Below are 26,588 nucleotides of genomic sequence, written 5' to 3' on the forward strand. Positions count from 1 at the left end.
CGCTACGCACCCCGAAACCGGAAGAGCCGCTTTGGGATCGAATTCCTGGAAGGATTCGCGGTCACGGTCGGAGGTGGGGATGAGGCCCACGAAGAGGACGAGTGGGGTGGCGTCCTGCCAAGCGGTGTGGATGCCCACGTAGGCGTTAGCCGCGCCGGGGCCGCGGGTGACCATGGCTACGCCGGGCTGGCCGGTGGCTTTGCCGTGGGCTTCGGCCATGTAGGTAGCGCCGCCTTCGTGGCGGCAGACGACGGCCTTCACGGGGGAATCGTAGAGCCCGTCTAGTACGGGAAGGAAGCTTTCGCCAGGCACGAGGAATGTGCGGGTGACGTGGTGCGCGGCGAGGGATTCGGCAATAGCGGCGCCGACGTGTGACATGGAAACCTCCCTAAAGTAGTTGTGGTAATGGTCTCATTATTCTTTGGTGATGCCATGTTTTCTAATGCCTAGAAAGCTGGAAAGCTATACCCTCAGGGCATGGTTGGTGGTAAAAGTAGGGAAATGGACATGATGAAGGCCAAATATTTCCTTGCGGTGGCTGAGGCTGGCACGGTGACCGCTGCCGCGGCGCGCCTGGGTATTACCCAGCCGGCGCTGAGCCGCCAGCTGCGGCGCTTTGAAAAAGAGCTGGACCTGGAGCTCTTCGTGCGGGCTGGTTCCTCGCTAGCGCTCAGCGATGCGGCGCATGCCCTCATCCCGACTTGCCGCCGCCTCCTCGCGGAATCCGCGCGCGCCGGGCAGGCGGTGGAGGCACTTCGGGCGGGCAGTGTCCCGGCGTTGCGGGTGGCGGCTACGCCGACGACGATTTCGACGCTACTTGCCCCTTTTATTGAAGCAGCTGGCTCAACTATCCCTCTGCTCACCACGACCCCGGTCACGCACTATGACGTTTTCGACGCACTGGAAGGCGCCGCCGACGTGGTGATTGCCACCATTCCGCCGGGCAATGACGTGGCCTCCCTGGCGCTGGGCACGATTCCGGTGCGCGCCTGGGTGCCGCCGACGCATCCCTTAGCACTGGAGTGTGCGGGTTCGACCAGCGTGGAGGTTAAACGGTTATTGCAAGAAAAGGTGGCGCTGCCCTCGCGGCGCAGTGTTTCCCGCGGGGTGGTGGATTCTTTCGTAGGCACTGCTGGCTGTGCGTTGGGCTCGCACGTGGAGTGCGATGACACCGCCACCTTGAGCGCCTTGGCCCGCTCTGGCCGGGCCGTAGCCCTGATGACGGAGCTACAGCCAGCGCGGCTGGTGGGCTTTGATGTCGTCGATGGCGAGCGCGTCCTAGGCGGTGTGCCGCTGGTCGCGGCCTGGTCCCCGGGGCACTTCGCAGGGCAGGAGATTGCGCAGATTGCCCAGCGTTTCCGCAGTTTTATTGAGGGCTCGCTTCGCTAGGGTCTGCTTCTTGGCGTTGGGCGGTGATTCCTCTTGCCCGCTTCAAGGAGATAACTGCCCTTGTTGCCAAAGTTCTGGCCAGATCTTGAGTCAGAGGCGATAACTTTGTCAGGTAGGGCAGTTGCACAGCGCTCAGCGGTGCACCGTGTTACCTTGGAGGCCTAACGGGGGGAATGACATGAGCCATGGCATTGTGCGCGGTCTATCCAAAGGTGCGCTGGCAACTCGGGTGCGCCGTGGGGAGATTACGTAGCCTAGGAACACGAATGCCCCGGCTTTTTCAAGGTGCCGGGGCGTTTCTAAGTTTGTAGAGACTTATGCGCCTGCCATGGAGGATGCCAGTAGCGCGGTTGGCCCTGCAACACTGGAACCAATACCGAGAGCGAGCACAGCAAGACCGCCCAAGAGTACTCCGGCAATCAACTTAATGCCCTCCGGGTTGATCATATTCGGGTTTGCAACGAAAAATTCAGCTGCGTTAGTGAGCATGCCATTTCCTCCATCTAGTCGATAGAGACTTACATATACTACTCAACACAGCCCTCGCACGGTGCGTTTAGCTATTTTCCAAAGCACGGACGTGAAACACTGTAACGACGGGCGATTTCTGCGATTGATACGCCGTTGGCTTTAAGCTCTGCAACCTCATTGGCCTATGCTGGGGTTAGTGACGGTTTACGGCCTTTGTATTTTCCTTTGGCCTTTGCAATGGCGATCCCCTCTCGTTGACGTCCTTTGATTCGCGAGCGCTCGAATTCCGCTACTGCACCAGGCATGTTGAGCAAAAGATTATTAATAGCAGAGTCTTCGCCCGTGAAGATGAGATTTTTTCGAGAGCATTTATGTTACCTTGCTTCCTTATAAATCGTGTTAATTATTATTTACTTATTGTAAATAATAACTTTATTATCCTTGGAATACAACTACATAAGTGTTATCATCTGCTGGTGTAATGCTTACAGCACCATAGTAAGCGTAATCACTCATAAGAATATTCCAGTGACCTGCGCTGCCACTCCACTTGTTTACAGCTGCTTTACCAATCTGGTCTAGTGGATAACTTTTGATTGTTTCTGCTGCTTCACTTGATTTGAAATCAGTATGATGAGTATTTCCTTCTCGAGCCATTCGAGTAGAACTCTTCTTTGCAGAAGAATAGAAATTGTCACTCCAGTCTAGTGGTACACGCCCCCTACGTTGACGCTCAGCGTTAATCTCGTCGAAAACTTGACGTTCTAGTTCCCTAATCTGTGCAGATGAAAGCGAGGTAGCCTTTGGTCCACCAAACCTTGTGATATTAGGGTCTGTTGGCTGCTCATTACCAGAATTTCCAGTTCCTGGATTACCAGTATTAGGATCTTGTGGTTGTGGTGCTGGAGTATTCTTAGAAGCTAGTGAAGATAGAATAGAAGAACTGTCATTGCTGCCGCCTGTGATACCACCAATGATTGCAGCTAGTGCTCCTAGACCACCGATAGCAGCAAGAATTGGTCCGAAAGTCTGCATGAGATTGTCAGGTACTTGGATAGTGCCGATAGGGGTTTGTACTGGTGCAGCTGAAGCAGTTGCTGGAGTTGCAGTAGCGATCATTGCAGATGCGACGATAGTGGCGATAAACTTCTTTGGCTTATTCATGATAATTCCTTCTTTGTTCTCTTATGTTTTATAATTAATTATAATAATGAAGCTGTCAACTACTTTGGCACACTTTTATTGATCATGCGACGATTACGAGAATCGCCAAAGGCGGAAGCGATAACTTGGGCAGATTGGGCAGTGCGGAGCGCGGTCCTGGCTGTAGGACGCGAACGCTAGGCAGCAACCAGCCCCTCAACAATGAGTGCCACAGCCGCGCTGATCGCCACAACAATGACGATGCGGTTGAGCACCGTGGCGTTGATGAAACGGTTGAGGTAGCCGGCGGCGATGAGGCCCACGATGGCTACCGGCAGGTAGGCCGCGGCGGCGGTGAGCTGCAGCCTGGTGATTTGCTCGCTTAAGCCCAAGATGGCTAGTGAGATGGTGCAGCCGATAATGAATGTGCCCGACAGGGTTCCGCGGATGCGGGCTGGGTCGTAGCCCTTCATAACTAAGGCCATGGGCGGACCACCGATGGAGGTTGATGTTCCCAGGAACCCGGAGGCAACGCCTGCCACCGCAATGTTGGCGGTGGTGCGCTTGGGGGACCAGCCGAGGCTGGACAAGGTCATGGCGAAGATGACGGCGCAACCGATGAAAAGGGAGAGCCCGCGGTGGGAGAGGGAGGCAATCGCCCACGCGCCGAGCAGCGAGCCGGGGATGCGCGCGATGGAGGAGACGGCCACGATGTCCCAGGACACCGCCGAGCGCGACTTGAGCATTGTCGTGGTGGAAATGACGAAGGCCAGCAGGAGGATGAGTGTGGGAACGAGCTCCGGTTTGATCAGCGCCAAGATGGGGGTGGCGATGGTGCCCAGCCCAAATCCGATGGTGCCCTGGCAGATTGTCCCCACGAGGATGAGCAGGCCGATGAAGACGTAGAGCCAGCTGAACATTGCTCTACTATCTCACGACAAGCTTTAGGAGCGGACGGTGACCTTCTCGTTGGTCGCGATGTCCTCCAAACGGTCGGCTGAGCATAGGCCCGCCACGATGACGGCCGAGCCACCCGCAGCCAGTGGCTCTAACACAGCACGTTGGAAGGACATGCTGTCCGTCCAGCCTTGGGAAAGCACGCGCTCAGCGCCCAAATCCGTGGGGAAAAGCTCGGGTAGTGGGGTAGTGGTGCGATAGAAGTGATCACCATAGAAGCGCACGGTGGGGCCAAAGTCGATGGTGCCGAGCGGCAGTTCGCCGCCGCTTTCGACAACGCCGCGGCCAAAAGGATCCTGCGTGACTAGCACGGTATCGACCAGTGGGGCTGACGCAGAGTCGGTGCCCGCCGCAGCCTTGAGATAGGTCTCCGGGGAGGTGAAAACCACGGCGATATCGTCGGCGTGCGGTTCTGTAGCAGCCGCACCATCTTTCATGTCGAAGGGGATGCCGGCGGCTAGCGCCCCAAGCGCAATGACGGCAGCCTGCCAGGACACCGGAAGGTCAATGAGGATGCGGGAGTCCGTGTCTGGTTCGAGGTCGAGCTCTTCTAACAGCATGTTGGCAATCTTGGAGGTCCAGTTCTCCAGCGTTTGCGCCGAGAAATCCATGCGGGTGCCGTCAGTTTCGTTATAAACACTGAGCCGGGGAGCAGAGGCATCGGCGGACAGGAGATGCTGTAGGAGTTCCATGTCCGCCCATCGTAGGTGGCGGGCGCTCAGCCCGCCACGACGCTCTTAATTCACGCAGCGCGGGCCTTCGCCGCCAGCGTCGATCTCAGGCGAAACCTCCGCGGTACCGAAATCATCGCCCGGGGTACCTACCTGCTGGGTGTCGCCACCCTGGTCGGTCTCCGCGGTAGCTTCTTCCTCTTGCGCGGAGTCATCCTTCGGGCCGGAGTAGTCATCGGTAGCTACCACGATGAAGGTATCCGGCTCGAGCTCCTCGTTGGCCGTGACCGGCAGGCCGCCGAGCTGCTCAGCCAAGGCCTGGGCGCGCTCATCGTTGGCATCCGCGGCCACAATCTGGGACTCGGTATACAGGCCCGACTGCGCATTGGCGGTGCGCTCAACGGTGTAGCCCACGTTCTTCAACCACGCGCCGATTCCGCCGGCCATGCCGTCGACGGTGCCGGCGTTCAGGACGTGGAGGTTGAGGTCCTCGGCCACGGGCTTTTCGCCCTCCTCGGCTGCCTTGTCCGTGGCGGCATCCTCAGACTTCTTTTCTTCCTCAGCCTTCTCTTGGGACTTGGCCAGATCATCCATGAAGCGGTGGACCTCCGCGGTATCGATGGTCACCACCGATTCGCCATAATCGCCCACGCCGGTAATTGAGGTCACCGGGATCGTCGTAAAGGTCACGTTGCCGCCGGCCAGCCCGGCCAGCTGGGTAACGAAGCCCATGATGTCCCAACCGTCATCGATGACCACGGAGCGCTCCACGGCATCGGCAATCTTGTTGAGCTTTCCAGGGGAGGTCAGCGTGCCCGAGTCCAGCACCTTCGAGGTCAGCGATGCCATGTAGGCCTGCTGGCGCACGATGCGGTCAAGGTCACCGCGCGGCAGGTCGTAGCGCTGGCGCACGAAGGACAAGCCCTCGGAGCCCTTGAGGGTCTGGCGCCCCTTCGGGAACTTCGCACCGGACATCGGATCATCCACGTCATTGTTGAGGCAGACATCGACGCCCCCGACGGCGTCGGTAAGCAGCACGAAGCCCAAGAGCCCCACCTCAGCGTAGTGATCAACGCTGACATCCGTGAGCGTGCGCACCATCGAGATGAGACCAGCACGGCCGGCCTCCGTGCTCTCCTTCTCCATCTCCTTCTCCGTGTGAGGAGGCTTCTTACCTGCTGCCTCAGCTTCAGCGTTCTCCTGCTGGAGCTCCTCCATCTTGGCGGACTTGTGGAGCGCGAAGACGGCATTGATCTTGGTGTTTCCGAACTCGCTGTCGTGGACATAGGTATCGCGCGGGATGGACACCGCAGTCGCGCGCGAGCCATCGTTCGGAATACGGATCACCATGATGGTGTCCGTGTTTTCCTCTCCTTCGTCCACGCCGGCATGCAGATCTGCCAGCTCCTGTTCGGAAAGCGGATTCCCCTTGGCGTCGGTGCGGGAGTCCTTGCCCACGAGCAGGATATCTACCGCGCCATCGAGACTGCTGTCCTTGAAACCACCCTGGTTGCCCAGCGCCAGGTTCGACGCAGAGGAGATGTCATTTCCCAGCTTGCCCACGGTGAAGTAACCCACGCCGGAGACCACGAGGACGACGGCGGACAAGAAAGCGACGATGGCTTTCACCGGCGTCGATCCTCGTTGGGCGGTGGGCGCGGACTGCGAGGGCGCGGCCTGGATATGGCGGGCGGCGCGCGGGGAGTTCGGGGAAGTCACGGGACTAGTTTAGGTGAGCTCGCTGCAAAAACGTGAAGCAGTGTCGCGGGCGCGTGCGCGCGTTGGCGTTGGGTACGCTCAGATTCATCGTGAAGAATTTACAGAAACCCCTGGCCGTGGTCACCGTGACCTTTTCTCCCGGCCGTTACCTCAGCGACTTCTTGGCATCGCTGCGCTTGGCGACGTCCCGCCCTACCCTCACCATCCTTGCCGACAACGGCTCGACCGACGGGGTGCCAGAAGCCGCCGCGCGGGAACACGTGGACGTGGAATTCCTCGATACCGGCGGCAACATCGGCTACGGCGCGGGGATGAACGCCGGCGCGCGCTTTGTGCGTGCGCGTGGGGTCGATGACGAATTTTTCCTCATCGCCAACCCGGACGTGACGTTTAGTGAAGGCTCTTTGGACGAGCTGATTGCGTGCGCGCGCCGCCACCCGGATGCCGCGGCGGTGGGGCCGCGCATCGTGGAGCCGGATGGCAGCAACTATCCCTCGGCGCGCGCCGTGCCTACGCTGCTCACGGGTATTGGGCACGCGTTGTTTGGCACAATCTGGCCTTCCAATCCGTGGTCGCGCGCCTACCGCGATGACGCCGATATGGACAGCGAGCGCCCCGCCGGGTGGTTGTCCGGCTCCTGCCTGCTGGTGCGCTGGGAGGCTTTTGAACAGATTGGCGGCTTTGATGAGCGCTACTTCATGTATTTGGAGGATGTGGACTTAGGTGACCGCTTCGTCCGCGCCGGCTGGCGCAATATCTTCTGCCCCACGGCGGTGATTACCCACGCCAAAGGCCATTCGACGCAGGCGCACCGCGGCGCAATGTTGCGCGCGCACCATGATTCGGCCTATCGCTTCCAGGCGGACAGGCACCCGCACTGGTACCAAGCGCCCCTGCGCGTGGCCCTGTGGCTGGGGCTGCGAGTACGTGGGCTGGTATTAAGCGCGTGCCGCGACGGCTCCTGAGCTAGGTGCGCCTATACACTAACGGTGGCTTATCTGAAAAGAGATTAAGGAACGATATGACTGAATCAGCGCCCCAGTGGGGATCGACGGCCGATGCCGTCATTCTGGTGGGAGGTCGCGGCACTCGCCTGCGCCCGCTGACGATTGGCACACCGAAGCCGATGCTGTCCACGGCCAACTACCCATTCCTTCAGCACCTCCTCGCCCGCATCAAGGACGCGGGGATTGAGCACGTGGTGCTCTCCACCTCGTATAAGGCGGAGGTTTTTGAGGAGTACTTCGGGGACGGCTCAGATCTGGGTCTGGAGATCGAGTACGTCGTGGAGGAAACCGCGCTGGGTACGGGCGGCGGTATCCGCAATGTCTACGACAAGCTGCGCCAGGATACGGTCATGGTGTTCAACGGTGACGTTTTGTCCGGTATGGACCTCAACGGCATCCTCGATACTCACCACTCGAAGGATGCCGACGTGACGATGCACCTGCTCAACGTTGCCGATCCCCGCGCGTTTGGCTGCGTCCCGACGGATTCCAACGGGCGGGTGACCGCTTTCTTGGAGAAGACCGAGGATCCGCCGACGAACCAGATTAACGCTGGCTGCTACGTGTTTAAGAAGGATGTTATTGCGACCATCCCGGAGGGCCGTGTGGTTTCCGTGGAGCGCGAGACCTTCCCGCAGCTGCTGGAGTCCGGCCGCCTAGTGGTTGGGCACGTGGACAACTCCTATTGGCGCGACATGGGCCGCCCGGATGATTTCGTCCGCGGTTCTTCCGATCTGGTGCGCGGCATTGCGCATTCACCGTTGCTGGTGGGCCGCACGGGCGAGTCCGTGGTGGATGAGTCCGCGGGTATTGCCGGTGGCGTGCTGTTGCTGTCGGGTACGGCTGTGGGCCGCGGGTCTGTCATTGGGGCGGGTTCGCGTTTGGACGGCACGGTGGTCTTTGACGGCGTGACCATTGAACCGGGTGCCATCATTAATAACTCCATCATTGCCTCGGGCGCGCACATCGGTGCCAACGCGCATATCGATGGCTGCGTTATTGGTGAAGGTGCCACCATTGGCGCGCGTTGCGAACTGCAGGGCGGCATGCGCGTCTTCCCGGGCGTGAGCATTCCGGACGCTGGCGTGCGTTTCAGCTCCGACGCCTAAGCGCTGCGCCGTAAAAGGAGGACAAGGCACCGAGGAGGAAGGAACCTTCTCGGTGCTTTCCGTATCTTTTGGGCGTGACGCATGGTTTTCATGGTGCGAATGAGATCCATGTGTTTTGCCCAATTGGGTGGCGACACGCCGAAGTAACCTTAGAATTGTTCACAGGGTTGGGGGTGGCCACTACATGTAGTACCCCCGATGATTGCCCCCTAGATAGGTAATCTGTGACGGATGTGAAAGTTGAGGATGCTGTACAGCGTTTTCGCTGGAGCCGCCGAAAAATCTCCCGCGACAGGTTGACGATATTTAGTGATTCGGTGTGAAATGACATCAGTGTAATCAACGGCACGGCGGGCACGGCACCGAAAAATCTTTTCGGTGTAGGGTCGGTGCCATCGAATCAAGAGAGAAACGACCTCGGAGAAAGGAAGCGGCGTGGACAATACAACGAATAACAGCGCTATTCTCCGTGGCGGTGCTGCTGCAGAGATGTCGCTCGATGAACTCTTTGGTGCCGTCGAGCAGGAGTGGCAAGACCAGGCGCTGTGCGCCCAGACGGATCCAGAAGCATTCTTCCCGGAGAAGGGAGGATCTACCCGCGAGGCTAAGCGTATCTGCCAGGCCTGCGCGGTGCGTGATGAATGCCTCGAGTATGCCTTGGAGCATGACGAGCGCTTCGGTATCTGGGGCGGGCTTTCGGACCGTGAGCGTCGCCGCCTCAAGCGTGAGATTGGTTAGAGCTCAAAGCAGCTACTAACCAGCATCAGTGCTCCCCCTCACTGCACAGTCCTATGTCATTTGGCTCGGGTCTCGGCGGTGAGGGGGAGTAGTGGTTTTAGGGCAGGGGCGCTCTGCACCCCTAGCCTTTACCAAGTAAAACGCGGATCGATATCACCGGGATCGACGTTGAGGTAATTGGCCACCAGAGCGGTTAGCACCGTGGACAGTAGCTCTTCACGCTCCTGCGCGGAGTGCACGCGCTCCTCCACGGGCATGCGGAAAATGACGAGTCGGGCGCGCGTGGGTTGGCCTTCGGAATCCACGCCCGCCGGGACGATGCGCCCGAGCGGAACGGGGCCATCGGCGATGATTTCATCCGGTAACACAGTCATATCAACTGAGAGGCGCATGCGGGGCACGGTATCAACGGCGAGATCGAGTCCGGTGAGCTGCTCGGCAAAGGCATTGTGAATGGGGGCGTAGGCCTCGAGCGCGGCCATGTCGAAGCGCTCGGCGCTGCTGCGGTAGCGCGGCGTATTCTGCGGCAACAGCGGCCCGCGGGCACCACGGCCATGGCGGTGGCGGGCCGGGCGAATATGCGGGCGGGGCGTGGTCATGCGGCTTAGTCTAAGCCGCATCGAGGCGGGCTCGTGGCGAGACGCGCCGCGCTGAACTATCTAAATCTCAAGTTAGGGTTTAGACTTGGGCTCGTGAATAGCTCTCGCCATTGCTCCCGCCCCGGCTGCGGCCGTCCCGCCGTGGCGACGTTGACCTACGCCTACGCGCAGCAAACCGCCGTCGTGGGCCCACTCTCCGAAGAAACCGATCCCCATGCCTGGGATCTGTGCGAAAAGCACAGCGCACGAATTACCGCCCCGCAAGGATGGGAAATGGTGCGCGTTGACCGCATCGAGCTCGATGAGGACGATGACCTTACAGCTCTCGCCGAGGCGGTCCGGGAGGCCGGGCGCGTGACCACTGGCCTGGTGGATGATTCCACTGCTGGTTCCGGCGCCGATCCCATTGACTATTCCGCTACTTTCGACGGCGCGGATCCGCGGAATTCGAACCACCCCGTGTTCCGAACCCGCCGCGTCCACGATGCCCGCCAGCGCCGCCGCGCTCACCTGACGGTGGTTCCGGACGCCGACTAGTTCGTCGCACGCGGATTACCGCGACTGACGGGGGTATGCTTGTGGGCTATGCGAACTCGTGAACAGCTCAATGCAGTGATCAAGGCCTATGACGTCCGTGGCGTCGTGGGTGAGGACATCGACGAAACCCTCGTGCGCGATACTGGCGCGGCCTACGCCGCCATCCTCCGTGGGGAAGGGGAGACCACCGTGGCAGTGGGCCACGACATGCGTCCGTCCTCCCCGCAGCTGGCAGCCGCCTTTGCTGAGGGCGCTGCCGCGCAGGGCCTTGATGTTATCCAGCTCGGCCTCACGTCCACCGATGAGCTGTACTTTGCCGCCGGCCACCTCAATTGCGCGGGCGCTATGTTCACCGCCTCCCACAACCCGGCTAAGTACAACGGCATCAAGCTCTGCCGCGCGGGCGCTGTTCCGGTGGGGCAGGAGACGGGGCTGGAGCAGATCAAGGACATGCTGATCGACGGCACCCCGGCCTTCGACGGTGAGCCGGGCACCGTCACTGAGCGTGAGGTTCTTCCGGACTACGCGGCATTCCTTCGCGGCCTGGTGCCGCTGGAGAACTCCCGCCCATTGGTCGTGGCAGTCGACGCCGCGAATGGCATGGGTGGCCACACCGTCCCGGCGGTCTTTGAGGGCCTGCCTTTCGACGTTCGGGATCTCTACTTTGAGCTCGACGGCACCTTCCCCAACCACGAGGCTAACCCGCTGGATCCGAAGAACTTGGTGGACCTGCAGAAGTTCACCGTCGAACAGAAGGCGGATATCGGGCTTGCTTTCGACGGCGATGCGGATCGCTGCTTCGTTGTGGATGAGAAGGGCCAGCCGGTCTCGCCTTCTGCTATTTGTGCGCTGGTGGCGGAGCGCTACCTGGACAAGTTCCCTGGTGCCACCGTCATCCATAACCTGATTACTTCCAAGACCGTTCCGGAGCTCATCGCGGAGAAGGGCGGCAAGGCCGTGCGTACCCGCGTGGGTCACTCCTTCATCAAGGCCCAGATGGCCAAGGAGAAGGCGGTCTTTGGCGGCGAGCACTCCGCGCACTACTACTTCCAGGAGTTCTGGAATGCGGACTCCGGCATGCTCGCTGCCATGCACGTGCTGGCTGCTCTGGGTGAGCAGGACAAGCCGCTGAGCGAGCTCATGGCGCAGTACTCACGGTACGAGGCCTCGGGTGAGATCAACTCCACTGTGGAGGACCAGAAGGCTACGACGCAGCGTGTGCTCGATGAGTTGGCGGACAAGATTGAGTCTGTCGACGAGCTCGATGGCGTGACCGTACAGCTGAAGGGCACCGACGCGTGGTTCAACGTCCGCGCCTCCAACACTGAGCCGCTGCTGCGCCTCAACGTTGAGGCCAAGACTGCCGACGAGGTGCAGGCCATCGTCGATGAGGTGCTTGCCATCATCCGCGCTTAGTGTGAAGGTACAGTCCTTCACACTAATTCCTTGAGACTTGAGGCGAAAACTGCCCTATCTGACGATTTTCCCCGCGTTCATTGCGGCGGGAGCGATAACTTCGTCAGATAGGGCAGTTTTAGTTGGGACGGGCCGGCTTAGTCGCGCGAGTGGTTGACCATCTCTTCCCACTCGACGAACTTCTTGCGCTCGCGGCCCTCGGCTTCACCCAGTGCGCGCTCGGCGGCGTCGAGCTTCTTCCAGCCCTCCCAGGTCAGGTGCTCCAAGCCCTTGGACTTGAAGAGTTCCACGATGTCCTCCTCGCGGGAGTGGGAGAGGTTGCCTGCTTCGGCGTCGGCAAGCAGCATGCCGATGGTCTCCGTGGCATCGGACTTGGTGTTGCCGATGAGCCCCACCGGGCCGCGCTTGATCCAGCCGGTGGTGTAGAGGCCCGGCACGACGTCACCGTCGAGGTCGACGACGTGGCCGCCGTCATTGTTGATGACGTTCTTCTGCTTATTGAAGGGAACGCCCTCGATGGCATCAGAGCGGTAACCCACGGCCAGGTAGACGGCCTGTGCCGGCCACTCGGTGAACTTGCCGGTGCCGGTGACGGAGCCATCGCCGTTGAGGGCAGTGCGCTCGGTCTTTACTGCCGTGACCTTGCCGTTCTCACCGATGAACTCGACAGGCTGCTCGAAGAGGTGGATCTGCAGGGTGTGCGGCGCATCCTTGGGCTCGCGGATGGCGTAGCTCTCCAAGGTCTGGCAGACCAGGTCGCAGGACTTGGCCTCTTCCCGGGCCTTGAGGGAGGCCTCGTCGTAGTCGATGTCCTCCGGGTCCACCACCACGTTGATGGTGGGGGAGTGGTCGAGCTCCTTGAGCTCCAGCGGGGTGAACTTGGCCTGTGCCGGGCCGCGGCGGCCGAAGACGCGCACGGTGGTGGCCTGATTCTTGGCCAGGGACTCGTAGACGTTATCGGGGATCTCGGTGGCTTCCTTAAGCTCATCGCCGGTCTTGGCCAGGATGCGGGCCACGTCGAGGCCCACGTTGCCCACGCCGATCACGGCGACGTCGGTGGCGGAGAGATCCCAGGAGCGCTCGAAGCGCGGGTTTCCGTCGTAGAAGCCGACGAACTCGCCGGCGCCGTGGATGCCCTCGAGATCGGAGCCCGGGATCTGCATGCCCCGGTCACCAACGGCGCCGGTGGCGAAGACGACGGCGTCGTAGTATTCCTCGAGTTCGGAGACGGTGACATCGCGGCCCACAGTGATGTTGGACAGAAGGCGGATCTGTTCGGTGTCGAGCACTCGGTGCAGGGAGTTAATGATTCCCTTAATGCGCGGGTGGTCCGGAGCCACTCCGTAGCGGATGAGCCCGAAGGGGGCTGGCATCTGCTCGATGAGATCGAGCTGAACGTTGCCGCCGGTCTTCTTCACCAGGATGTCGGAGGCGTAGATGCCGGCTGGGCCGGCGCCGATGACGGCTACTTTCAGGGGCTGCTGGGTCATGATGGCCTTTCGGAATGTTGTAGTAACTAACGAAAGCTTAGGTCTAAACAAGCGTGGGTTTCATTGAACCGGCTTGTCTGCTGTAGGGCAACTGGGCCTAATTACATTCGGAGAACATTGTGGCATAAACCCAGCGTGCTTTGCATATTCGGGAGAAAATAAAAAAGACTGCTTTGTCTGCTTTGTCTAGACCGGTAGGTTTTCACTAACCGACGAAAGGTAGCAAATTATGACCACCGCCACAAAGCGAAAGCCACGCGCGAAGAAACCGGAAGGCCAGTGGAAGATTGATGGCACTGCACCGCTGAACTCCGACGAGGAGATCAAGCAGGCCGACGATGCCCTGGCCGTGCGCCAGCGCGTTATCGATATCTATTCCAAGCAGGGATTTTCTTCCATCTCCGCCGAGGATCTCGCTCCCCGTTTCAAGTGGCTGGGCCTGTACACCCAGCGCAACCAGAACCTGGGCGGTGAGATGACCTCTAAGCTCAGCAACACCGAGCTGCAGGATGAATACTTCATGATGCGCGTGCGCTTCGACGGCGGACGCGCCGATCCCGCCAAGTTGCGCGCCGTAGGGGAGATTTCGCGCGACTATGCGCGCTCCACCGCGGACTTTACGGACCGCCAGAACATACAGCTGCACTGGATTCAGATTGAAAACGTTCCCGCCATCTGGGAGAAACTGCGCTCCGTCGGCTTGGATACCCTGCTGGGCTGCGGCGACGTGCCCCGCGTCATCCTAGGCTCACCGGTAGCGGGCGTGGCGGCCGACGAGATTATCGACGCCACCCCGGCCATCGAGGAGATCAAGAACAACTATCTCCCGCGCGAGGAGTTTCACAACCTCCCGCGCAAGTTTAAGACCGCCATTTCTGGCAACTCCCGGCAGGACGTGACGCACGAAATCCAGGACATCGCTTTTGTTGGCACCGAGCACCCTGAGTACGGGCCGGGCTTCGATTGCTTCGTGGGCGGAGGCCTGTCCACCAACCCGATGCTCTCGCAATCCCTCGGCGCATGGATCCCGCTTGAGCGCGTCCCGGAGGTGTGGGCCGGTGTCGCGCGCATCTTCCGCGACTATGGCTTCCGCCGCAACCGCAACCGCACGCGCCTGAAGTTCCTCGTGGCGCAGTGGGGCATTGAGAAGTTCCGCAGGGTTCTAGAAGAGGAGTATCTGGACGCGCCGCTTCTCGACGGCCTCCCGCTCCCCATCGCCCCCGGTAGCCGCGACCACCTCGGCGTGCACCGCCAGCGGGACGGCAAGTTCTACGTGGGCGTCAAGCCCACCGTGGGGCATGCCACCGGTGAGCAGCTCATCGCCATCGCCGACGTGGCGGAGAAGTTCGGCATTAGCCGCATCCGTACCACCCCGATGAAGGAGCTTCTCTTCCTCGACGTCGCGGAAGAGGATATCCCCGCCCTGTCCCGCGCTTTGGATGAGACGGGCTTGTACTCCCAGCCCTCGGAGTTCCGCCGCGGCGTCATCTCCTGCACCGGCCTGGAATTTTGTAAGCTCGCCCACGTGACCACCAAGGCCCGCGCCATCGAGCTTGTCGACATCCTGGAAGATACCCTTGGCGACCTCGATGTGCCGCTGTCCATCGCCCTCAACGGCTGCCCCAATGCCTGCGCGCGCTCGCAGGTATCTGACATCGGGCTTAAAGGACAGATCGTGACCGATGCTGATGGCAATCGCGTCGAAGGATTCCAGGTCCACCTCGGCGGTGCCCTCGGCCTATCCCCGGACTGGGGCCGCAAGCTGCGCGGGCACAAGGTGGTGGCCGATGAAGTGCCCGACTACGTCATCCGCTTGGTCAATAAATATAAGGAGCAGCGCGAAGACGGCGAACAGTTCCGCCACTGGGTGCTGCGCGCGGACGAGGAGGACTTGCAATGAGTTTCCGCCGCAAGCCCAACCCCAACCGCAACCACCCGGCGTACTGCCCCTACTGTGCCGGCACCGATCTTTTCCCAGACGAGGAAGACGACTTTGCGTGGAAGTGCGAAGAGTGCCTCCGGATCTTTTCCGTGCGTTTCCATGGCCAAGATGATGCCCCCGTAGCGCCCGCGCCGGCGGTGTCCTCAACGGAGGCTTTGCAGCGCTCCCTCGCTCGCCGCGGCCACTCCACCGCCACCGCCTAGGAAAAGGACACCGCCCAGTCATGACAGCCCCGAATTCCACCACCGCACTGCTGACCCTCTCGCACGGCTCGCGCCATCCCGCGGCCGCAGCGAGCGTGGCGGCCCTGACCCGCGCTGCCGGCGAGCTTGCCGGTGCGCCAGCCACCGCCGCGCACCTCGAGTTCAACGATCCTCCCCTCGAAGAGGCCGCGCACAACCTTGCTGAACAAGGCGTGCGCGAGGCGATTGTTGTGCCCTTGCTTTTTACAGAGGGCTACCACCAGCGCGTCGACGTCCCCGCTGCACTGGCCCAGGCCTCCGCGGCCTCCGGAGTCACCCTCCGCCAAGCACGCGGCCTCGGCACCGGGGAGGATATGGCCAGGCTGCTCGCGCAGCAGGTGCCGGAAGGAACGGATACCGTCGTGGTGTACTCCGTCGGTTCCTCCGATGAGCGTGCTAATGCTGCGGTAGCTGACCTAGCAAGGCGCGTGGGCGAGCTCACCGGCTGCGCGGCGGAGGTCTCTTTTGCTACGCGCGGCGAGCGCCGGCCCGTGGGGCCGGAGGGGAGCCAGGAGGTCGTAGTGCCGCTCTTCGTGAGTCCCGGCTTGCTCTTGGATCGCCTCGAAGGGGATTCTAGGCATACCAGTGAGCAGCCCAGGCGTGTGCTCCCTCCGCTAGGGGAGGCCCTCGCCGGCATTGTGTCCCATCGCTATGCGGAGGTGGCCCATGCGTAGCCTCATCCTCATCGCGCTGGCGGGTGCTGCCGCGCAGCTTGTCGACGGCGGCATCGGAATGGGCTTTGGCGTAACCTCTACCACCATCCTGTTGCTGGCTGGTCTGGGGCCGGCAACAGCCTCTGCGGTAGTGCACACCTCGGAGCTCGGCACCACTCTGGTCTCCGGAATCAGCCACTGGCGCTTCGGCAACGTGCACTGGCCCACCGTGCTCAAGCTCGGTGTGCCAGGAGGCCTGTCTGCCTTCATCGGGGCGGCGGTTCTGTCCAACCTCTCACTGGAAGCAGCCGCGCCCGTAACCTCCGCCATCCTCATCGCCTTGGGCATCAACCTGGTCTGGCGCTTTTCGCGAACGCGCAGCGCCGCACCGCGAGAATCCCGGCCGCATTCGACTCCTTTCCTCGCCGGCCTCGGAGTGCTGGGAGGCTTCGTCGACGCCTCGGGTGGCGGCGGATGGGGGCCGATTTCCACCTCGACGCTGTTGGCGGTCGGCCGCGAACAACCGCGGCGCATTGTCGGCACCGTCAACACCGCAGAATTCCTTGTTACCTTTGGTGCGACGGCAGGCTTCATCGTTGGCCTCTGGGAAGAAATCGTGGCCAACGCTGCCGCGGTCGTGGCCCTGCTTATCGGCGGGGCGATCACTGCGCCGGTTGCGGCGTGGCTCATTTCCCGCATCAATCCCACACTCCTCGGTGGATTCGTCGGAACTGCCATCGTGGCGCTCAACATCCCCAAAGCTTTGGGGTGGGCCCTGCAGCACCCGCAGACCCTCATCGTGCAGTTCATCGCGCTCGTTCTGGGCGTGGCGGTGACTGTGTGGGGAAACGCCCGCCGTGCGCGCCGCGCTGGCGGCAAGGAAAACGAGCACAGCGGTGCCAGCACCGCGCCCCAGCGGGGCGGCAGCCGTGTTGTCGAAACCACGGAGCCGACCGGACGCGATGGCTTTCCTGCCGGCACTCCTGCGGAGGATTCAGAACCCGTCGGCGTGAGCTCGCCGCGATCATAGAAACCTGCCGTATAGGCGTTGACTAGAGCCCAGCAACCTCGCCGATAACGATGACCGCTGGCGGAGCCACCGAGTTTTCCTCCATTGTGGCTCCTAGTTGAGCCAGCTCGCAGTGGAATGCCCGCTCACCGTTGAGGGAGCCCTCCTGGATGATGTGTACGGGGGTGTGGGGGGAAAGGGAGGCGTCGATCAGCGCGGTGGCAATGGCCGCCGCGTTCTTCACACCCATGATGACCGAAAGTGTGGCCCCAGACCGCGCGAGTGCTGCCCAATCCACCAAGGACTTGGGGTGTCCTGGCGGCAGGTGCCCGGAGACCACCGTGAAGGCATGGACGACGCCACGGTGAGTCACCGGCGTTCCTGCCAGCGCGGGGACGGCCACCGCCGAGGTCACTCCGGGGATGACCTCCACCGGGAGACCCGCGGCGGTAAGTGCGGTGAGCTCTTCGAAGCCGCGACCAAATACATAAGGATCGCCGCCCTTCAGACGCACCACGCGGCGGCCTGCCTGGGCGTGCTCGATGAGGACCTCGTTGATGCGCTCCTGGGCCACTTGGGCGCGGTAGGGGATCTTGGAGACGTCGATAAGCTCCTTGGCGTCAACATCACACAGCTTATCCAGCTGGGCAGTGGGGCCGAGGTGATCAGCCACGATGACCTCGGCTTCCTGCAGCGCCCGCATGCCGCGCACGGTGATGAGATCCCACGCGCCAGGGCCGCCGCCGACAAGGACTACCGGATGAATGCTCATGGCCACTCATCCTAGCTATGCTCGGGCCTATGACTTCTTATGACCCCGAATCCGTGAGCTTCTTTGACATCGCCCACGAAGGCGCGCAAGCTCGCGTGGTGGCCGCCGCCGTACCGGAGCTGGCTCGCGTGCTGGGTGGGCTGCGCCCGCGCAGCATCGTCGTCCTTGCCGCTGACCAGGTTTCCCGCGCCGCTGCCCACGTCGCCGTGGGCCTAGCCGAGCCCGCTGAGGTTCCCATCATGGTCAGCGAATCGCTGCCGCTCTTTACCGGTGCCCTCGACGTCGTGGTGGTGGCGGGGGATAGCCCATGGGCAGAGCGCGCGCTGCACGACGCCGCGCGCCGAGGGGCGACGACGATTCTGCTGAATGAAATCGAGGATGCTCCTGAGGACACCGTCGTCATCGACACCCTTCCCACGGCCGAAGGGATTTCACCGGTGCGCGCCATCACGGCCGTGCATGCGGTGAGCGCGGTGTTAAGCGAAGACCCGGTGTTGGTCTCCCGCCGGTTGGAGGACGTTGCCGATGCCGTGGACCGTGAGCTGGAAGCGCTGTCACCGCAGCGCGATTCCACGACGAACCCCGGGCGCGCGTTGCGTGAATTTGTGGAAGGCGGACGAATCATCCACAGCTGTGGACCCGATCCCTATGCGTTCTCGGAGGAGCGCACGCGGGTGCACCTCGACGCTCTCGTTGCCCGCATGGCGGGCACGCTGTGGGCAGTCCATGGGCTAGGCGGGACCGTCGTCGACGCGGAAGGCTTAGGGCCGATTCTGCAGACAAATCCGACGGACATCTTCTATGACCCGTTTGAATCGGAAGAGCCTTTGGTACCCTTGAAAATTGTTTTATGGGGACAGGAAGAGGCGAACCTTCCCCACTCGTTCGCAGCGGCGAGCGCCGATACCTCCTGTGGGGAATTGGCCCGCGCGCTGCAGTTGATTACGCGCAGTTATGCCGCGACCGCCTACGACGTGAAATAGAGGAAGTCAATGAAGTTGCTCACCAGTGCTGCCCGCAATTACTCGTGGGGCTCGCGCACGCTGATTCCGACGCTGCTCGGCGAGCCCGAGGCTCAAAGCCCGGTTGCTGAGCTGTGGTTTGGTGCGCACCCGGCGGATCCCTCAACGATTGAGGGAGAAAAGCTGGATGAGATCATCGCGGCGGATCCGCAAGGCCAGCTGGGGCAGAGGGTGGCTGACAAGTATGGCGCCGGCCTTCCCTTCTTGCTGAAGATTCTGGCGGCTGCAGAGCCGCTGTCGCTGCAGGCGCACCCTTCGAAGCGGCAGGCCGAGGAAGGTTTCGCCCGCGAGAACGCGGCGGGAATCGACCTCACGGCGTCAAACCGCAACTACAAGGATGACAACCACAAGCCAGAGCTCATCGTGGCGCTCACGGAGTTCTACGCCATGGCGGGTTTCCGTCCGCTAGCGCAGACCCGCAGCCTCTTTGCGGCCTTGGACTGCGAAGAACTGGCTCACTACGAGGGCATGCTCGACACCGATCCTGCCGCTGAAGGCGACAGCCTCCGCGCGCTGTTTACCACGTGGATTACGATCCCGGGTGCCAAGCGCAAGGAGCTGATCAGCGCGGTGGTAGCGGCGGGCGAGCGCCTGCGCGGCAACCAGGCGGGCGAGCCGTGGATGGCCACCGTGATGGCAACCGTGGCCAAGCTCAACGAGCAATATCCGGGGGATATCGGCGTGTTGGGCGCGTTGCTGCTCAATCACATCGTCCTGCAGCCGGGGGAGGCGATTTACCTTGACGCTGGGCAGCTGCATGCCTATGTCTCTGGCCTGGGTGTAGAGATCATGGCTAACTCCGATAACGTGCTGCGCGGTGGCCTGACCCCGAAGTTTGTTGACGTCCCCGAGCTGGTTAAAGTCCTCACCTACCAGGCGGCAGAAGATCCGCGCGTGGACCTGAAAGACGCAGCCGAGACAGGAGGCATAAAGGGTGCAGAGGCATGGTCCTACCCAGTGCCGATTGAGGAGTTCCTGCTGGATCGCGTCGAGCTTTCTGGTGAGGAGAGCGTCGAGGTCGACAGCGATGGCCCCATGATTGTGTTGTGCACCTCCGGCTCGGTGGCATTGAGCAATGCCGAGGCAGAAAACGTCAGCCTTGGCGCGGGTCACGCGGCGTGGATTCCCGCTAGCGACCCGGCCGCCATCGTTCGTTCCACCGGTGGCGAAGACGCCGAGGTGTTTATCGCCCGCGTTTAGTCGGCGGCCGTTTAGTTAACGGCGCGGGTATTAGGCGGACTGCGTCAATGCTGATGCGGCGGTAGTTTCGCCGTTGTCGGCTAAATGAGCAGCGGTGGGGGTCGCTGCGGAAGGCTCTGCCGCCGCGGGAGCATCATCCGTCGGCGCGGCGGGAGTCGGGGCGGCCTCGTTGGTGCGGTAAGCCGCGGATTCGCGCTCCACTGCTTCCACTACATCGGCGCCTTGTACCTCGCCGCCCTGTGGAGCGACATCGATAGGCTCGCCCTGTTGCGCTTTCGGCTCCGCATCAGGCGCGGGCGCGTTCTGAGTGAACCCGGCGGGGTGCGGGATGAAGGAGTCAAGGGGTTTAGGAACTCCAGTGTTCTGCGAGGGCGTAGGTTCCTTGGGTTGCGGCTGCTCAGCGGGCTGGTTGCCGTCCTGGTCCTCCACTGGGCCCTCTTGCGGCACGGCGGTCTGAGATTCCGGCGTGGCCGACGGCTGAGTGGGCTCGGAGCTTTGCTGAGGAGTACCCGGAATCGGTGTTTTGGAGGCCGGAGTAGAGCCGTCCGTTGGCGGCACGGCAGGGGCCGTGCTGACCGGCGCCTGCGGGTACGGATTGTTCGGAGTTGCCTGCGGCTGCTGGTTCTGCAGTGAGGAAACATTGTCCGGGCGGTAGACGGCCGTGGGGCCAACCGGCTCCGTGCGGTTCACCACGGCATTCGGTGCCAGGTAGGGATCCTCCGCCGGCGCGGCGACATTAGTTTTCGATTGCTTCGGTTGCGTGGATGTCGGGGCAGCCGTGGTGGTATAGGAATGCGTTGTCGAGGGAGCGGAAGACGCGGTGCTCGACACGGCGGTGGCAGCGGAGGGCTTAGACACGACGGATTCGGGCGCGCTCATGCGCCACACTGCGACGCCTACGGCGACGGCACAGAGGAGGCCGGCCGCGACAAAGACCAAGATGCGGCGTGAACTGCTCGTCATGCGGGGCGCTCTCCTTCCTGCACAAAAGCCTGCGTAAATGTCACAAGTCGGTAACAACGATAACACGAATCCGGAGATAGTAAATGGCCTGGGCAAAATTCCCCGTTTAGGCGTGGCATAGGGCAGTGGGCGAAATGCAGCATATGGAGGAGGACAGGAGGAGAGGCAGTCGGAAGACGGCACGGAGCGATGTGACCGTAATAAAACCGCGCTCTTGACCGAAGCCTTGCATGAGGGCATCTAAAGAATGGTAGAAATTGGATTAGATACCGGCTGCGCGGAGCGCCCGCCCGCGAAGCTGCACCGGCCCACCGTGGATACACGAACGCGGATAAAAACACAGACCCCTAATTCACTTAAGGATGAAGGAGAAAGCAATGAGCTCATGGGATGAGGACATCTTCGCCGACGAGGTCAACGTCGACTTCCTGGATGAACTGGCAGACCTTGAGGATGAAGAAATCGTTGCCGCGGTAGATGATGCCTGCGCGCTTGCGGTCTCGGGCGAAGAACAGACCGAGGAGGAGCAGCGTAACGCCTTGGCGGCGGCCACGATAGCCGCGATCTGGGCAGGCGCCCCGTTCAGCGCCGGAGAAGTCGTCGAAGACTATCCCTTCATCCGGGATCTCGCCGGATCCGGCAGCGAAAACCTCAACGAACATGCCCTGGAGTTGCTCGAAGAGGTCGAGGAAGACTACGACCTCGAGCCCTTCATCGAGGCCTTGTCCTAACGGCAGCACTAGGTACACGCTAGATATAACAGCATGCTGATCAGTATTGAAGGAATCGATGGCGCGGGTAAAAACACCATTACCCAGCGCCTGCGGGAAGAACTAGCCTGCGATGTCGAAGTCTTGAGCTTTCCCCGCTACGAAGAGTCCATCCATGCGCAGCTCGCGCAGGAGGCCCTGTATGGGCGTATGGGGGATCTGACCGATTCGGTCTATGGAATGGCTACGCTCTTTGCGCTGGATCGGCACGGAGCCAAAGAGCAGCTCCTTGCCGCCGCTGAGTCCACGGATACCCTGCTCATCTTGGATCGCTATGTGGCTTCCAACGCCGCGTATTCCGCGGCGCGGGTTGGCGGTGAGCTCATCGTCGATTGGATCTATGAGCTCGAGTTTGAACGCTTCGGCCTGCCGGTGCCGCAGCTGCAGATCTTTTTGGATACCGACGTCGCCCTTGCCGGCCAGCGAGCCGTGGCCCGTGCAGCAGAGGATGAAGGGCGCAACCGCGACCGCTATGAGCGCGATGCCGCGTTGCAGTCTCGCACGGCGGCCGCCTACCGTCGCTTAGCAGAGCAGCAGTGGGCAGGGCGGTGGATCGCCACCGCGGATGCCGATATGATTATCCAAGCTGTCAAGGAGCTTGTAGGAGAACAATAAAGTGGCACCGAAAATCTTGGTCGTGGATGATGACCCGGCAATCGCCGAAATGCTCACCATCGTGCTCGAGGCAGAAGGGCTGGAGCCTATTGCCGTTAACGATGGAAATGAGGCGATCCCGGCCTTCCGCGAGCATGACCCGGATCTGATCCTGTTGGATCTCATGCTTCCGGGCATGAATGGCGTGGATATTTGCCGCGCCATTCGTACTGAGTCCTCGGTGCCCATCGTCATGCTGACGGCGAAGACAGACACCGTTGATGTGGTTCTCGGCCTCGAATCGGGTGCGGATGATTACATCACCAAGCCCTTCAAGCCGAAGGAGCTCATCGCCCGTATCCGCGCGCGCCTGCGTCGAATCGATGGGGGCACGGGAGAAATTATTGAGGTGGGGGACCTGCTTATCGACGTCCCCGAGCACACCGTTACCCGCAAGGGCGGCGAGGAAATCTCGCTGACTCCGCTGGAGTTCGACCTTCTTCTGGAGATGGCGCGCAAGCCCGGCCAGGTGCATACTCGCGAGGCGCTGCTTGAATCTGTCTGGGGTTACCGCCACGCATCCGATACACGCCTTGTCAACGTGCACGTCCAGCGCCTGCGCGCGAAGATTGAGCACGACCCCGAGGATCCCCGTATCGTCCTCACCGTGCGCGGCGTGGGGTACAAGACTGGAAAAACCGCCGAGTAAAGGACTGCCGCTATTTTTGGTTGGTTAAGGCGAGTCCGGGATGGCGTCGTCGAGCGCTGGCGCACCTCCCTGCAGACACGTGTCCTGGGCATGATGTTGGTGGCCTCCACGGTGGTCATGATCATCCTGGCCTACGCGCTGGTGTCGGTGCTGACGCAGCAGCTGGTGAGCCAGAAGGAGGACACGGCGCTTCAGGAGCTTGATCGCGCCCGCGTGGCCGTGGAACAGCAGATCGATGCCACCGGTACGGCAAACTCAACGCAGGTGCGCATCAATTCTGCACGCGCCGCCTTGGGCCAATTATCGGCGCAACAACCCGACGCCCAGGCCGTGTATGAACCGGTCATCGTCGTGGAGAATTCCGACGGCACGGCCACAACGTCCCCGGAGGGCTACCGCATCCCCGGCGGGATGCGCGAGCTCGTTGGCCGGGGCCAAGTCGTGCAGCAATACGCCACGGTGGACCAGCAATCGGGAGCAACCTATAACGCGCTGATGGTGGGCACGCCCATTGAAAGCGACATTCCGAATACCCAGGTCTACCTCGTGTTGTCCATGGAATCTGAGGAATCCACGATGGCTCTCATGCGTGGTTTGCTCTCGGCTGCCGGAGTGGTGGTGGTTGTCCTCCTCGTCGGCATCGCCTGGCTGGCAACCCAGCAGGTGATCGTCCCGATTCGCTCCGCCTCGCGCATTGCGCAGCGCTTTGCTGCCGGCCACCTGCGTGAGCGCATGGTGGTCAACTCAGACGATGAAATGGGCCGCCTCGCCTCCTCCTTTAACGACATGGCAGATAAGCTGTCTAAGCAGATCACCCAACTGGAGGAGTATGGCGATCTCCAGCGGCAGTTCACTTCCGACGTGTCCCACGAGCTGCGCACGCCATTGACAACGGTGCGCATGGCGGCGGATGTCATCGCGGAAGATGCGGATGAATTCAACCCTTACACCAAGCGCTCGGCGGAGCTGCTCATCAAGGAGCTGGATCGCTTCGAGGACTTGCTCGCGGACCTGTTGGAGATCTCTCGCCACGATGCCGGCGTGGCTGACCTCTCCACGGCTTCCATCGACATTCGCTCCTGCGTGGACTCCGCGCTGAGCCAAGTGGAGCACCTCGCCTCGGAGCTCGGAGTGGAGGTCGTCCTTCATTTGCCGGAGGAACCCGTCGCCGTGGAATGCGATTCGCGTCGCGTCGAGCGCATCCTGCGCAACCTGCTTGCGAACGCCATCGACCACTCTGAGGGCAATCCCGTCATCGTGGACGTCGGCGCGACTGAGGATGCCGTCGGCATCGCCGTCACCGACTCCGGTGTGGGGCTCAAGGAAGGCCAAGAAGAGCTGGTGTTCAACCGCTTCTGGCGCGCGGATTCTTCGCGCAAGCGCCATTCTGGTGGAACCGGCTTGGGCCTTGCCATCGCTCGCGAGGATGCCGTGCTCCATGGGGGCACGCTCGACGCCATCGGCTACTACGGCGTCGGTTCGCGCTTCCGATTGATCCTTCCACGCACTCCGGGGCAGCAGGTGGAGTCCGAGCCCATTGCTCTGGAAGTGCCGGGGGCACCGAAGCCCATAGAAGCAGAGGAACAATTCGCTCTTGAGCTGAGCGCTGATCCGGAGGCTCCTGCGGTTAAAGCAGAAACGGACAACGGGATTGTGTGGCCCTCCGAGCGTGAGGCCCGCGCCGTGGATCCGCCTTTTAACCAAGACAGCGTGTCCGACTTCGAGGAGGAGGCTCAGCGATGATTCCAGCCCGCCGCCCGCTCGCAGTACTCAGTTGCGTCGCACTCACCGCTCTCGTTGGTTGTTCGACGTTGCCGCATAACACCGATCCGCAGGTGATTAGTACCTTCGAACCGCATGACCGGGCCGACGATGCCGTCGTCGAGCCGCGCGCCGATAGCGAACCTGATTTGCTTGTCCGTGACTTTTATTCGGCCGTGGCGATTCCCACCGGAAACTACGCTGCCGCACGCACCTTCCTTTCCTCTGAGATAGCCAATTCTTGGGACCCTACTGACACCGTTCTCGTGGTGGATTCCATCGATCTGGTGACCTCGAACATGGAGGACGGTGCCCTGGAGTATTCGGTGCGTGGCAATATCATCGGCCGTCTGGCCAACGGCGGGGCCTATGTCCCCGATAACTCGCGTCTTGAGGCGACCGTTCGGCTGCGCCAATTCAATGGGCAATGGCGCATTACGGATCTGCCTACCGGTGCCGTGATTGAGCGCACCGAATTGCGCAATCGCTATCGCCCGCAGTCGCTGTACTTTTTCGATACGACTCAACGCCTGCTTGTGGCGGATCGTCGCTGGCTTTATTCGGGAAAGGATTCGATTGCCTCGGAGCTGGTCACGCTTTTGCTGCAGGGACCATCCTCCGATATCGCGCCGGCAACTTCCAGCCTGATCCCCAAGGACGCCACCTTCTTGGGAATCAATGATGGAGTCTATGAGTTCAGCGGCATGGCTTCGATGACTCAGGAGGAGCGCCTTAAGTTCGCCGCCCAGCTGGTGTGGACCCTCAACAACGCCGAGATCACGAACTCCGTCCGAGCCACCATCGATGGCAGCCCGCTTGTGGATGGCATGGAGGAGATGACCATTGATGATTTCGCGGAGTTTAACCCCGAGGTAGCCGCCCAATCGGTGCCCAAGCTCTATGCAGTCAACGATGGTTCGCTGCTTGAGGTTAAGGGTGAAGGCAGCGCCGAGGTGCCGGGCATGGCCGGACAGATTCATGACATTCAGTCCGCCGATATCTCCGATGAGGGGATGGTGGCCGCCGTGCGCAAGCGCTCCGAGAAGGAGTCGCAGCTAACGATGGGCGAGCTGGGCCACGAGCTCGAGAATTCGATCAAGGGCGAGACTCTGGCCCGCCCCACTTTTGAGGTGGGCGGCCAGGTGGCGTGGACCGTCGTCGACGGCAAACACGTGGTCCGCGTGACGCGTTCTCCGGCCACCGGAGAGCTGAGCACCGCCGAGGTTGACACCTCCGCGTTGGAGAACGTGGAGGGAGAGATTTCGGTCATCCGTCTGTCACTCACGGGAGCGCGCATCGCCATGATTATCGACGGCAGCGTGTACACCGGCGTGGTTGCCCGCGCGACGTCGGGAGAGCGCCGCATAGTCAACGTCCACCAAGTAGGCCCGGAGCTGACCGGTTCGGCGCTGTCGGTGGAGTGGCAGACGGACGGCTCCCTGCTCGTGGGTACCTCCGCCTCGAACTCTCCGGTGTGGCGCATCGAGCAAGATGGTTCTTCGGCAACAACACTGCCTACCGGAAACATTACCGCGCCCGTGGTGGCGGTGGCGTCCTCACCGTCGACGCACTACGTCACCGATGCGCACGCCCTGTTGCAGCTTCCTGCGGGCGGGTCCGAGCGCTCCTATTGGCGTGAGGTCGAAGGTCTGCAGGGCGTGCGCTCCTCACCCATCATCGCGCGCTAGAGTCGCGCTAGAGTGGG

The 26,588-nt window shown here is 61.7% G+C and carries 27 protein-coding genes and 1 pseudogene; 17 read left to right on the top strand and 11 right to left on the bottom strand.

Annotation, left to right across the window (positions count from 1 at the left end):
- On the bottom strand, positions 1 to 378 hold a 378-nt coding region (locus tag HMPREF2822_RS06355; RefSeq protein WP_255362895.1), incomplete at its 3' end, for a thiamine pyrophosphate-binding protein.
- 129 nt (positions 379 to 507) lie between these two features.
- On the opposite strand from HMPREF2822_RS06355, the gene HMPREF2822_RS06360 reads away from it, so the two are divergent.
- The gene (locus HMPREF2822_RS06360) at positions 508 to 1,389 is read left to right on the top strand and encodes a LysR family transcriptional regulator (RefSeq protein WP_232755615.1); all 882 of its coding nucleotides are present in this window, start codon (positions 508 to 510) and stop codon (positions 1,387 to 1,389) included.
- A gap of 315 nt (positions 1,390 to 1,704) precedes the next feature.
- On the opposite strand, the gene HMPREF2822_RS13300 is transcribed toward HMPREF2822_RS06360, so the two are convergent.
- The 6 genes and pseudogenes from HMPREF2822_RS13300 to HMPREF2822_RS06375 form a co-directional block, all read right to left on the bottom strand.
- Positions 1,705 to 1,878 carry a hypothetical protein gene (locus HMPREF2822_RS13300; protein ID WP_158014571.1) on the bottom strand — a complete coding sequence of 58 codons (174 nt, stop codon included), beginning with the start codon at positions 1,876 to 1,878 and terminating at the stop codon, positions 1,705 to 1,707.
- Between the two features lie 71 nt (positions 1,879 to 1,949).
- Positions 1,950 to 2,222, bottom strand: a pseudogene (locus tag HMPREF2822_RS13665) (helix-turn-helix domain-containing protein); the annotation flags it as partial.
- Positions 2,223 to 2,295: 73 nt separating this feature from the next.
- A complete protein-coding gene (locus HMPREF2822_RS12925) occupies positions 2,296 to 3,024 on the bottom strand; it encodes a CAP domain-containing protein (RefSeq protein WP_083306821.1) in 729 nt (242 codons plus the stop codon).
- 176 nt (positions 3,025 to 3,200) lie between these two features.
- Positions 3,201 to 3,923 (bottom strand): sulfite exporter TauE/SafE family protein, encoded by a 723-nt coding sequence (locus tag HMPREF2822_RS06365; protein WP_070522511.1) that lies wholly within the window; start codon positions 3,921 to 3,923, stop codon positions 3,201 to 3,203.
- 24 nt (positions 3,924 to 3,947) lie between these two features.
- Complete coding sequence (locus HMPREF2822_RS06370; RefSeq protein ID WP_070522514.1) at positions 3,948 to 4,652, bottom strand: TIGR03089 family protein; 705 nt, start codon at positions 4,650 to 4,652, stop codon at positions 3,948 to 3,950.
- A 45-nt stretch (positions 4,653 to 4,697) separates the two neighbouring features.
- Positions 4,698 to 6,350, bottom strand: a complete 1,653-nt coding sequence (locus tag HMPREF2822_RS06375) for an LCP family protein (RefSeq protein ID WP_198530961.1) — start codon at positions 6,348 to 6,350, stop codon at positions 4,698 to 4,700.
- An 89-nt stretch (positions 6,351 to 6,439) separates the two neighbouring features.
- On the opposite strand from HMPREF2822_RS06375, the gene HMPREF2822_RS06380 reads away from it, so the two are divergent.
- From HMPREF2822_RS06380 to HMPREF2822_RS06390, 3 genes are all read left to right on the top strand, one after another.
- Positions 6,440 to 7,315, top strand: coding sequence for a glycosyltransferase family 2 protein (locus tag HMPREF2822_RS06380; protein ID WP_070522600.1), 876 nt, complete (start codon positions 6,440 to 6,442; stop codon positions 7,313 to 7,315).
- 56 nt (positions 7,316 to 7,371) lie between these two features.
- Positions 7,372 to 8,466 carry a mannose-1-phosphate guanylyltransferase gene (locus tag HMPREF2822_RS06385; protein ID WP_070522520.1) on the top strand — a complete coding sequence of 365 codons (1,095 nt, stop codon included), beginning with the start codon at positions 7,372 to 7,374 and terminating at the stop codon, positions 8,464 to 8,466.
- Positions 8,467 to 8,955: 489 nt separating this feature from the next.
- Positions 8,956 to 9,204: a WhiB family transcriptional regulator gene (locus tag HMPREF2822_RS06390; RefSeq protein ID WP_005528147.1), complete on the top strand. Its 249-nt coding sequence runs from the start codon at positions 8,956 to 8,958 to the stop codon at positions 9,202 to 9,204.
- Between the two features lie 128 nt (positions 9,205 to 9,332).
- Here the strand turns inward: HMPREF2822_RS06390 and HMPREF2822_RS06395 are convergent, their stop codons facing one another.
- Complete coding sequence (locus HMPREF2822_RS06395) at positions 9,333 to 9,803, bottom strand: metallopeptidase family protein (RefSeq protein WP_070522522.1); 471 nt, start codon at positions 9,801 to 9,803, stop codon at positions 9,333 to 9,335.
- Positions 9,804 to 9,896: 93 nt separating this feature from the next.
- On the opposite strand from HMPREF2822_RS06395, the gene HMPREF2822_RS06400 reads away from it, so the two are divergent.
- Complete coding sequence (locus HMPREF2822_RS06400) at positions 9,897 to 10,340, top strand: DUF3499 domain-containing protein (RefSeq protein ID WP_083299235.1); 444 nt, start codon at positions 9,897 to 9,899, stop codon at positions 10,338 to 10,340.
- 48 nt (positions 10,341 to 10,388) lie between these two features.
- Complete coding sequence (locus tag HMPREF2822_RS06405; protein ID WP_070522529.1) at positions 10,389 to 11,756, top strand: phosphomannomutase/phosphoglucomutase; 1,368 nt, start codon at positions 10,389 to 10,391, stop codon at positions 11,754 to 11,756.
- A gap of 137 nt (positions 11,757 to 11,893) precedes the next feature.
- Here HMPREF2822_RS06405 and HMPREF2822_RS06410 read toward each other — a convergent pair whose 3' ends face one another.
- The gene (locus HMPREF2822_RS06410; protein ID WP_070522532.1) at positions 11,894 to 13,246 is read right to left on the bottom strand and encodes an FAD-dependent oxidoreductase; all 1,353 of its coding nucleotides are present in this window, start codon (positions 13,244 to 13,246) and stop codon (positions 11,894 to 11,896) included.
- Positions 13,247 to 13,475: 229 nt separating this feature from the next.
- Between HMPREF2822_RS06410 and HMPREF2822_RS06415 the strand changes: the two genes are divergently transcribed.
- Genes HMPREF2822_RS06415 through HMPREF2822_RS06430 form a run of 4 tightly spaced genes read left to right on the top strand, consistent with a single transcriptional unit; the run spans position 13,476 to position 17,113 of the window.
- Positions 13,476 to 15,146 carry a nitrite/sulfite reductase gene (locus tag HMPREF2822_RS06415; protein ID WP_070522535.1) on the top strand — a complete coding sequence of 557 codons (1,671 nt, stop codon included), beginning with the start codon at positions 13,476 to 13,478 and terminating at the stop codon, positions 15,144 to 15,146.
- Entirely contained in the window at positions 15,143 to 15,391 is a 249-nt protein-coding gene (locus HMPREF2822_RS06420; protein ID WP_070522537.1) for a hypothetical protein, read from the top strand. The genes HMPREF2822_RS06415 and HMPREF2822_RS06420 overlap by 4 nt, the downstream gene beginning before the upstream one ends.
- Before the next feature lie 20 nt (positions 15,392 to 15,411).
- Positions 15,412 to 16,104: a sirohydrochlorin chelatase gene (locus HMPREF2822_RS06425; RefSeq protein WP_070522540.1), complete on the top strand. Its 693-nt coding sequence runs from the start codon at positions 15,412 to 15,414 to the stop codon at positions 16,102 to 16,104.
- A complete protein-coding gene (locus tag HMPREF2822_RS06430; protein ID WP_070522543.1) occupies positions 16,097 to 17,113 on the top strand; it encodes a sulfite exporter TauE/SafE family protein in 1,017 nt (338 codons plus the stop codon). The genes HMPREF2822_RS06425 and HMPREF2822_RS06430 overlap by 8 nt, the downstream gene beginning before the upstream one ends.
- Before the next feature lie 22 nt (positions 17,114 to 17,135).
- Here HMPREF2822_RS06430 and cobA read toward each other — a convergent pair whose 3' ends face one another.
- Positions 17,136 to 17,864 (bottom strand): uroporphyrinogen-III C-methyltransferase, encoded by a 729-nt coding sequence (gene cobA, locus HMPREF2822_RS06435; RefSeq protein WP_070522545.1) that lies wholly within the window; start codon positions 17,862 to 17,864, stop codon positions 17,136 to 17,138.
- A 29-nt stretch (positions 17,865 to 17,893) separates the two neighbouring features.
- Here cobA and HMPREF2822_RS06440 point away from each other — a divergent pair, with 29 nt between their 5' ends.
- Both HMPREF2822_RS06440 and manA read left to right on the top strand, forming a co-directional pair.
- Positions 17,894 to 18,847 carry an exopolyphosphatase gene (locus HMPREF2822_RS06440; RefSeq protein WP_227485841.1) on the top strand — a complete coding sequence of 318 codons (954 nt, stop codon included), beginning with the start codon at positions 17,894 to 17,896 and terminating at the stop codon, positions 18,845 to 18,847.
- A gap of 9 nt (positions 18,848 to 18,856) precedes the next feature.
- A complete protein-coding gene (gene manA, locus HMPREF2822_RS06445; RefSeq protein ID WP_070522550.1) occupies positions 18,857 to 20,086 on the top strand; it encodes a mannose-6-phosphate isomerase, class I in 1,230 nt (409 codons plus the stop codon).
- A 30-nt stretch (positions 20,087 to 20,116) separates the two neighbouring features.
- Here the strand turns inward: manA and HMPREF2822_RS06450 are convergent, their stop codons facing one another.
- Positions 20,117 to 21,049, bottom strand: a complete 933-nt coding sequence (locus HMPREF2822_RS06450; protein ID WP_070522552.1) for a DNA-directed RNA polymerase II — start codon at positions 21,047 to 21,049, stop codon at positions 20,117 to 20,119.
- 377 nt (positions 21,050 to 21,426) lie between these two features.
- Between HMPREF2822_RS06450 and HMPREF2822_RS06455 the strand changes: the two genes are divergently transcribed.
- The 5 genes from HMPREF2822_RS06455 (at position 21,427) to lpqB (ending at position 26,571) form a co-directional block, all read left to right on the top strand.
- Positions 21,427 to 21,780 carry a DUF4259 domain-containing protein gene (locus tag HMPREF2822_RS06455; RefSeq protein WP_070522555.1) on the top strand — a complete coding sequence of 118 codons (354 nt, stop codon included), beginning with the start codon at positions 21,427 to 21,429 and terminating at the stop codon, positions 21,778 to 21,780.
- 33 nt (positions 21,781 to 21,813) lie between these two features.
- A complete protein-coding gene (locus HMPREF2822_RS06460; RefSeq protein WP_070522557.1) occupies positions 21,814 to 22,434 on the top strand; it encodes a dTMP kinase in 621 nt (206 codons plus the stop codon).
- A gap of 1 nt (position 22,435) precedes the next feature.
- Complete coding sequence (gene mtrA, locus HMPREF2822_RS06465) at positions 22,436 to 23,122, top strand: MtrAB system response regulator MtrA (RefSeq protein ID WP_070522560.1); 687 nt, start codon at positions 22,436 to 22,438, stop codon at positions 23,120 to 23,122.
- A gap of 69 nt (positions 23,123 to 23,191) precedes the next feature.
- On the top strand, positions 23,192 to 24,865 hold the full coding sequence (gene mtrB / locus HMPREF2822_RS06470) for an MtrAB system histidine kinase MtrB (protein WP_255362897.1): 1,674 nt from the start codon (positions 23,192 to 23,194) through the stop codon (positions 24,863 to 24,865).
- Positions 24,862 to 26,571: an MtrAB system accessory lipoprotein LpqB gene (lpqB, locus tag HMPREF2822_RS06475; RefSeq protein ID WP_070522565.1), complete on the top strand. Its 1,710-nt coding sequence runs from the start codon at positions 24,862 to 24,864 to the stop codon at positions 26,569 to 26,571. Before mtrB ends, lpqB begins: the two co-directional genes overlap by 4 nt.
- Positions 26,572 to 26,588: the final 17 nt, after the last annotated feature.

The organism is Corynebacterium sp. HMSC062E11 (genome assembly GCF_001811845.1).
Lineage (GTDB): Bacteria > Actinomycetota > Actinomycetes > Mycobacteriales > Mycobacteriaceae > Corynebacterium > Corynebacterium hesseae.

Excerpts from the sequence above, each read along its gene's own strand:
- HMPREF2822_RS06455 (WP_070522555.1), top strand. The coding sequence starts at position 21,427 with ATGAGCTCATGGGATGAGGACATCTTCGCCGACGAGGTCAACGTCGAC.
- HMPREF2822_RS06420 (WP_070522537.1), top strand. The coding sequence starts at position 15,143 with ATGAGTTTCCGCCGCAAGCCCAACCCCAACCGCAACCACCCGGCGTAC.
- HMPREF2822_RS06395 (WP_070522522.1), bottom strand. The coding sequence starts at position 9,803 with ATGACCACGCCCCGCCCGCATATTCGCCCGGCCCGCCACCGCCATGGC.
- HMPREF2822_RS06365 (WP_070522511.1), bottom strand. The coding sequence starts at position 3,923 with ATGTTCAGCTGGCTCTACGTCTTCATCGGCCTGCTCATCCTCGTGGGG.
- HMPREF2822_RS06430 (WP_070522543.1), top strand. The coding sequence starts at position 16,097 with ATGCGTAGCCTCATCCTCATCGCGCTGGCGGGTGCTGCCGCGCAGCTT.
- HMPREF2822_RS06460 (WP_070522557.1), top strand. The coding sequence starts at position 21,814 with ATGCTGATCAGTATTGAAGGAATCGATGGCGCGGGTAAAAACACCATT.
- HMPREF2822_RS06360 (WP_232755615.1), top strand. The coding sequence starts at position 508 with ATGATGAAGGCCAAATATTTCCTTGCGGTGGCTGAGGCTGGCACGGTG.
- HMPREF2822_RS06390 (WP_005528147.1), top strand. The coding sequence starts at position 8,956 with ATGTCGCTCGATGAACTCTTTGGTGCCGTCGAGCAGGAGTGGCAAGAC.
- manA (WP_070522550.1), top strand. The coding sequence starts at position 18,857 with ATGAAGTTGCTCACCAGTGCTGCCCGCAATTACTCGTGGGGCTCGCGC.
- HMPREF2822_RS06415 (WP_070522535.1), top strand. The coding sequence starts at position 13,476 with ATGACCACCGCCACAAAGCGAAAGCCACGCGCGAAGAAACCGGAAGGC.
- HMPREF2822_RS13300 (WP_158014571.1), bottom strand. The coding sequence starts at position 1,878 with ATGCTCACTAACGCAGCTGAATTTTTCGTTGCAAACCCGAATATGATC.
- HMPREF2822_RS06370 (WP_070522514.1), bottom strand. The coding sequence starts at position 4,652 with ATGGAACTCCTACAGCATCTCCTGTCCGCCGATGCCTCTGCTCCCCGG.
- HMPREF2822_RS06450 (WP_070522552.1), bottom strand. The coding sequence starts at position 21,049 with ATGACGAGCAGTTCACGCCGCATCTTGGTCTTTGTCGCGGCCGGCCTC.
- HMPREF2822_RS06385 (WP_070522520.1), top strand. The coding sequence starts at position 7,372 with ATGACTGAATCAGCGCCCCAGTGGGGATCGACGGCCGATGCCGTCATT.
- lpqB (WP_070522565.1), top strand. The coding sequence starts at position 24,862 with ATGATTCCAGCCCGCCGCCCGCTCGCAGTACTCAGTTGCGTCGCACTC.
- HMPREF2822_RS12925 (WP_083306821.1), bottom strand. The coding sequence starts at position 3,024 with ATGAATAAGCCAAAGAAGTTTATCGCCACTATCGTCGCATCTGCAATG.
- HMPREF2822_RS06425 (WP_070522540.1), top strand. The coding sequence starts at position 15,412 with ATGACAGCCCCGAATTCCACCACCGCACTGCTGACCCTCTCGCACGGC.
- HMPREF2822_RS06440 (WP_227485841.1), top strand. The coding sequence starts at position 17,894 with ATGACTTCTTATGACCCCGAATCCGTGAGCTTCTTTGACATCGCCCAC.
- HMPREF2822_RS06405 (WP_070522529.1), top strand. The coding sequence starts at position 10,389 with ATGCGAACTCGTGAACAGCTCAATGCAGTGATCAAGGCCTATGACGTC.
- HMPREF2822_RS06410 (WP_070522532.1), bottom strand. The coding sequence starts at position 13,246 with ATGACCCAGCAGCCCCTGAAAGTAGCCGTCATCGGCGCCGGCCCAGCC.
- cobA (WP_070522545.1), bottom strand. The coding sequence starts at position 17,864 with ATGAGCATTCATCCGGTAGTCCTTGTCGGCGGCGGCCCTGGCGCGTGG.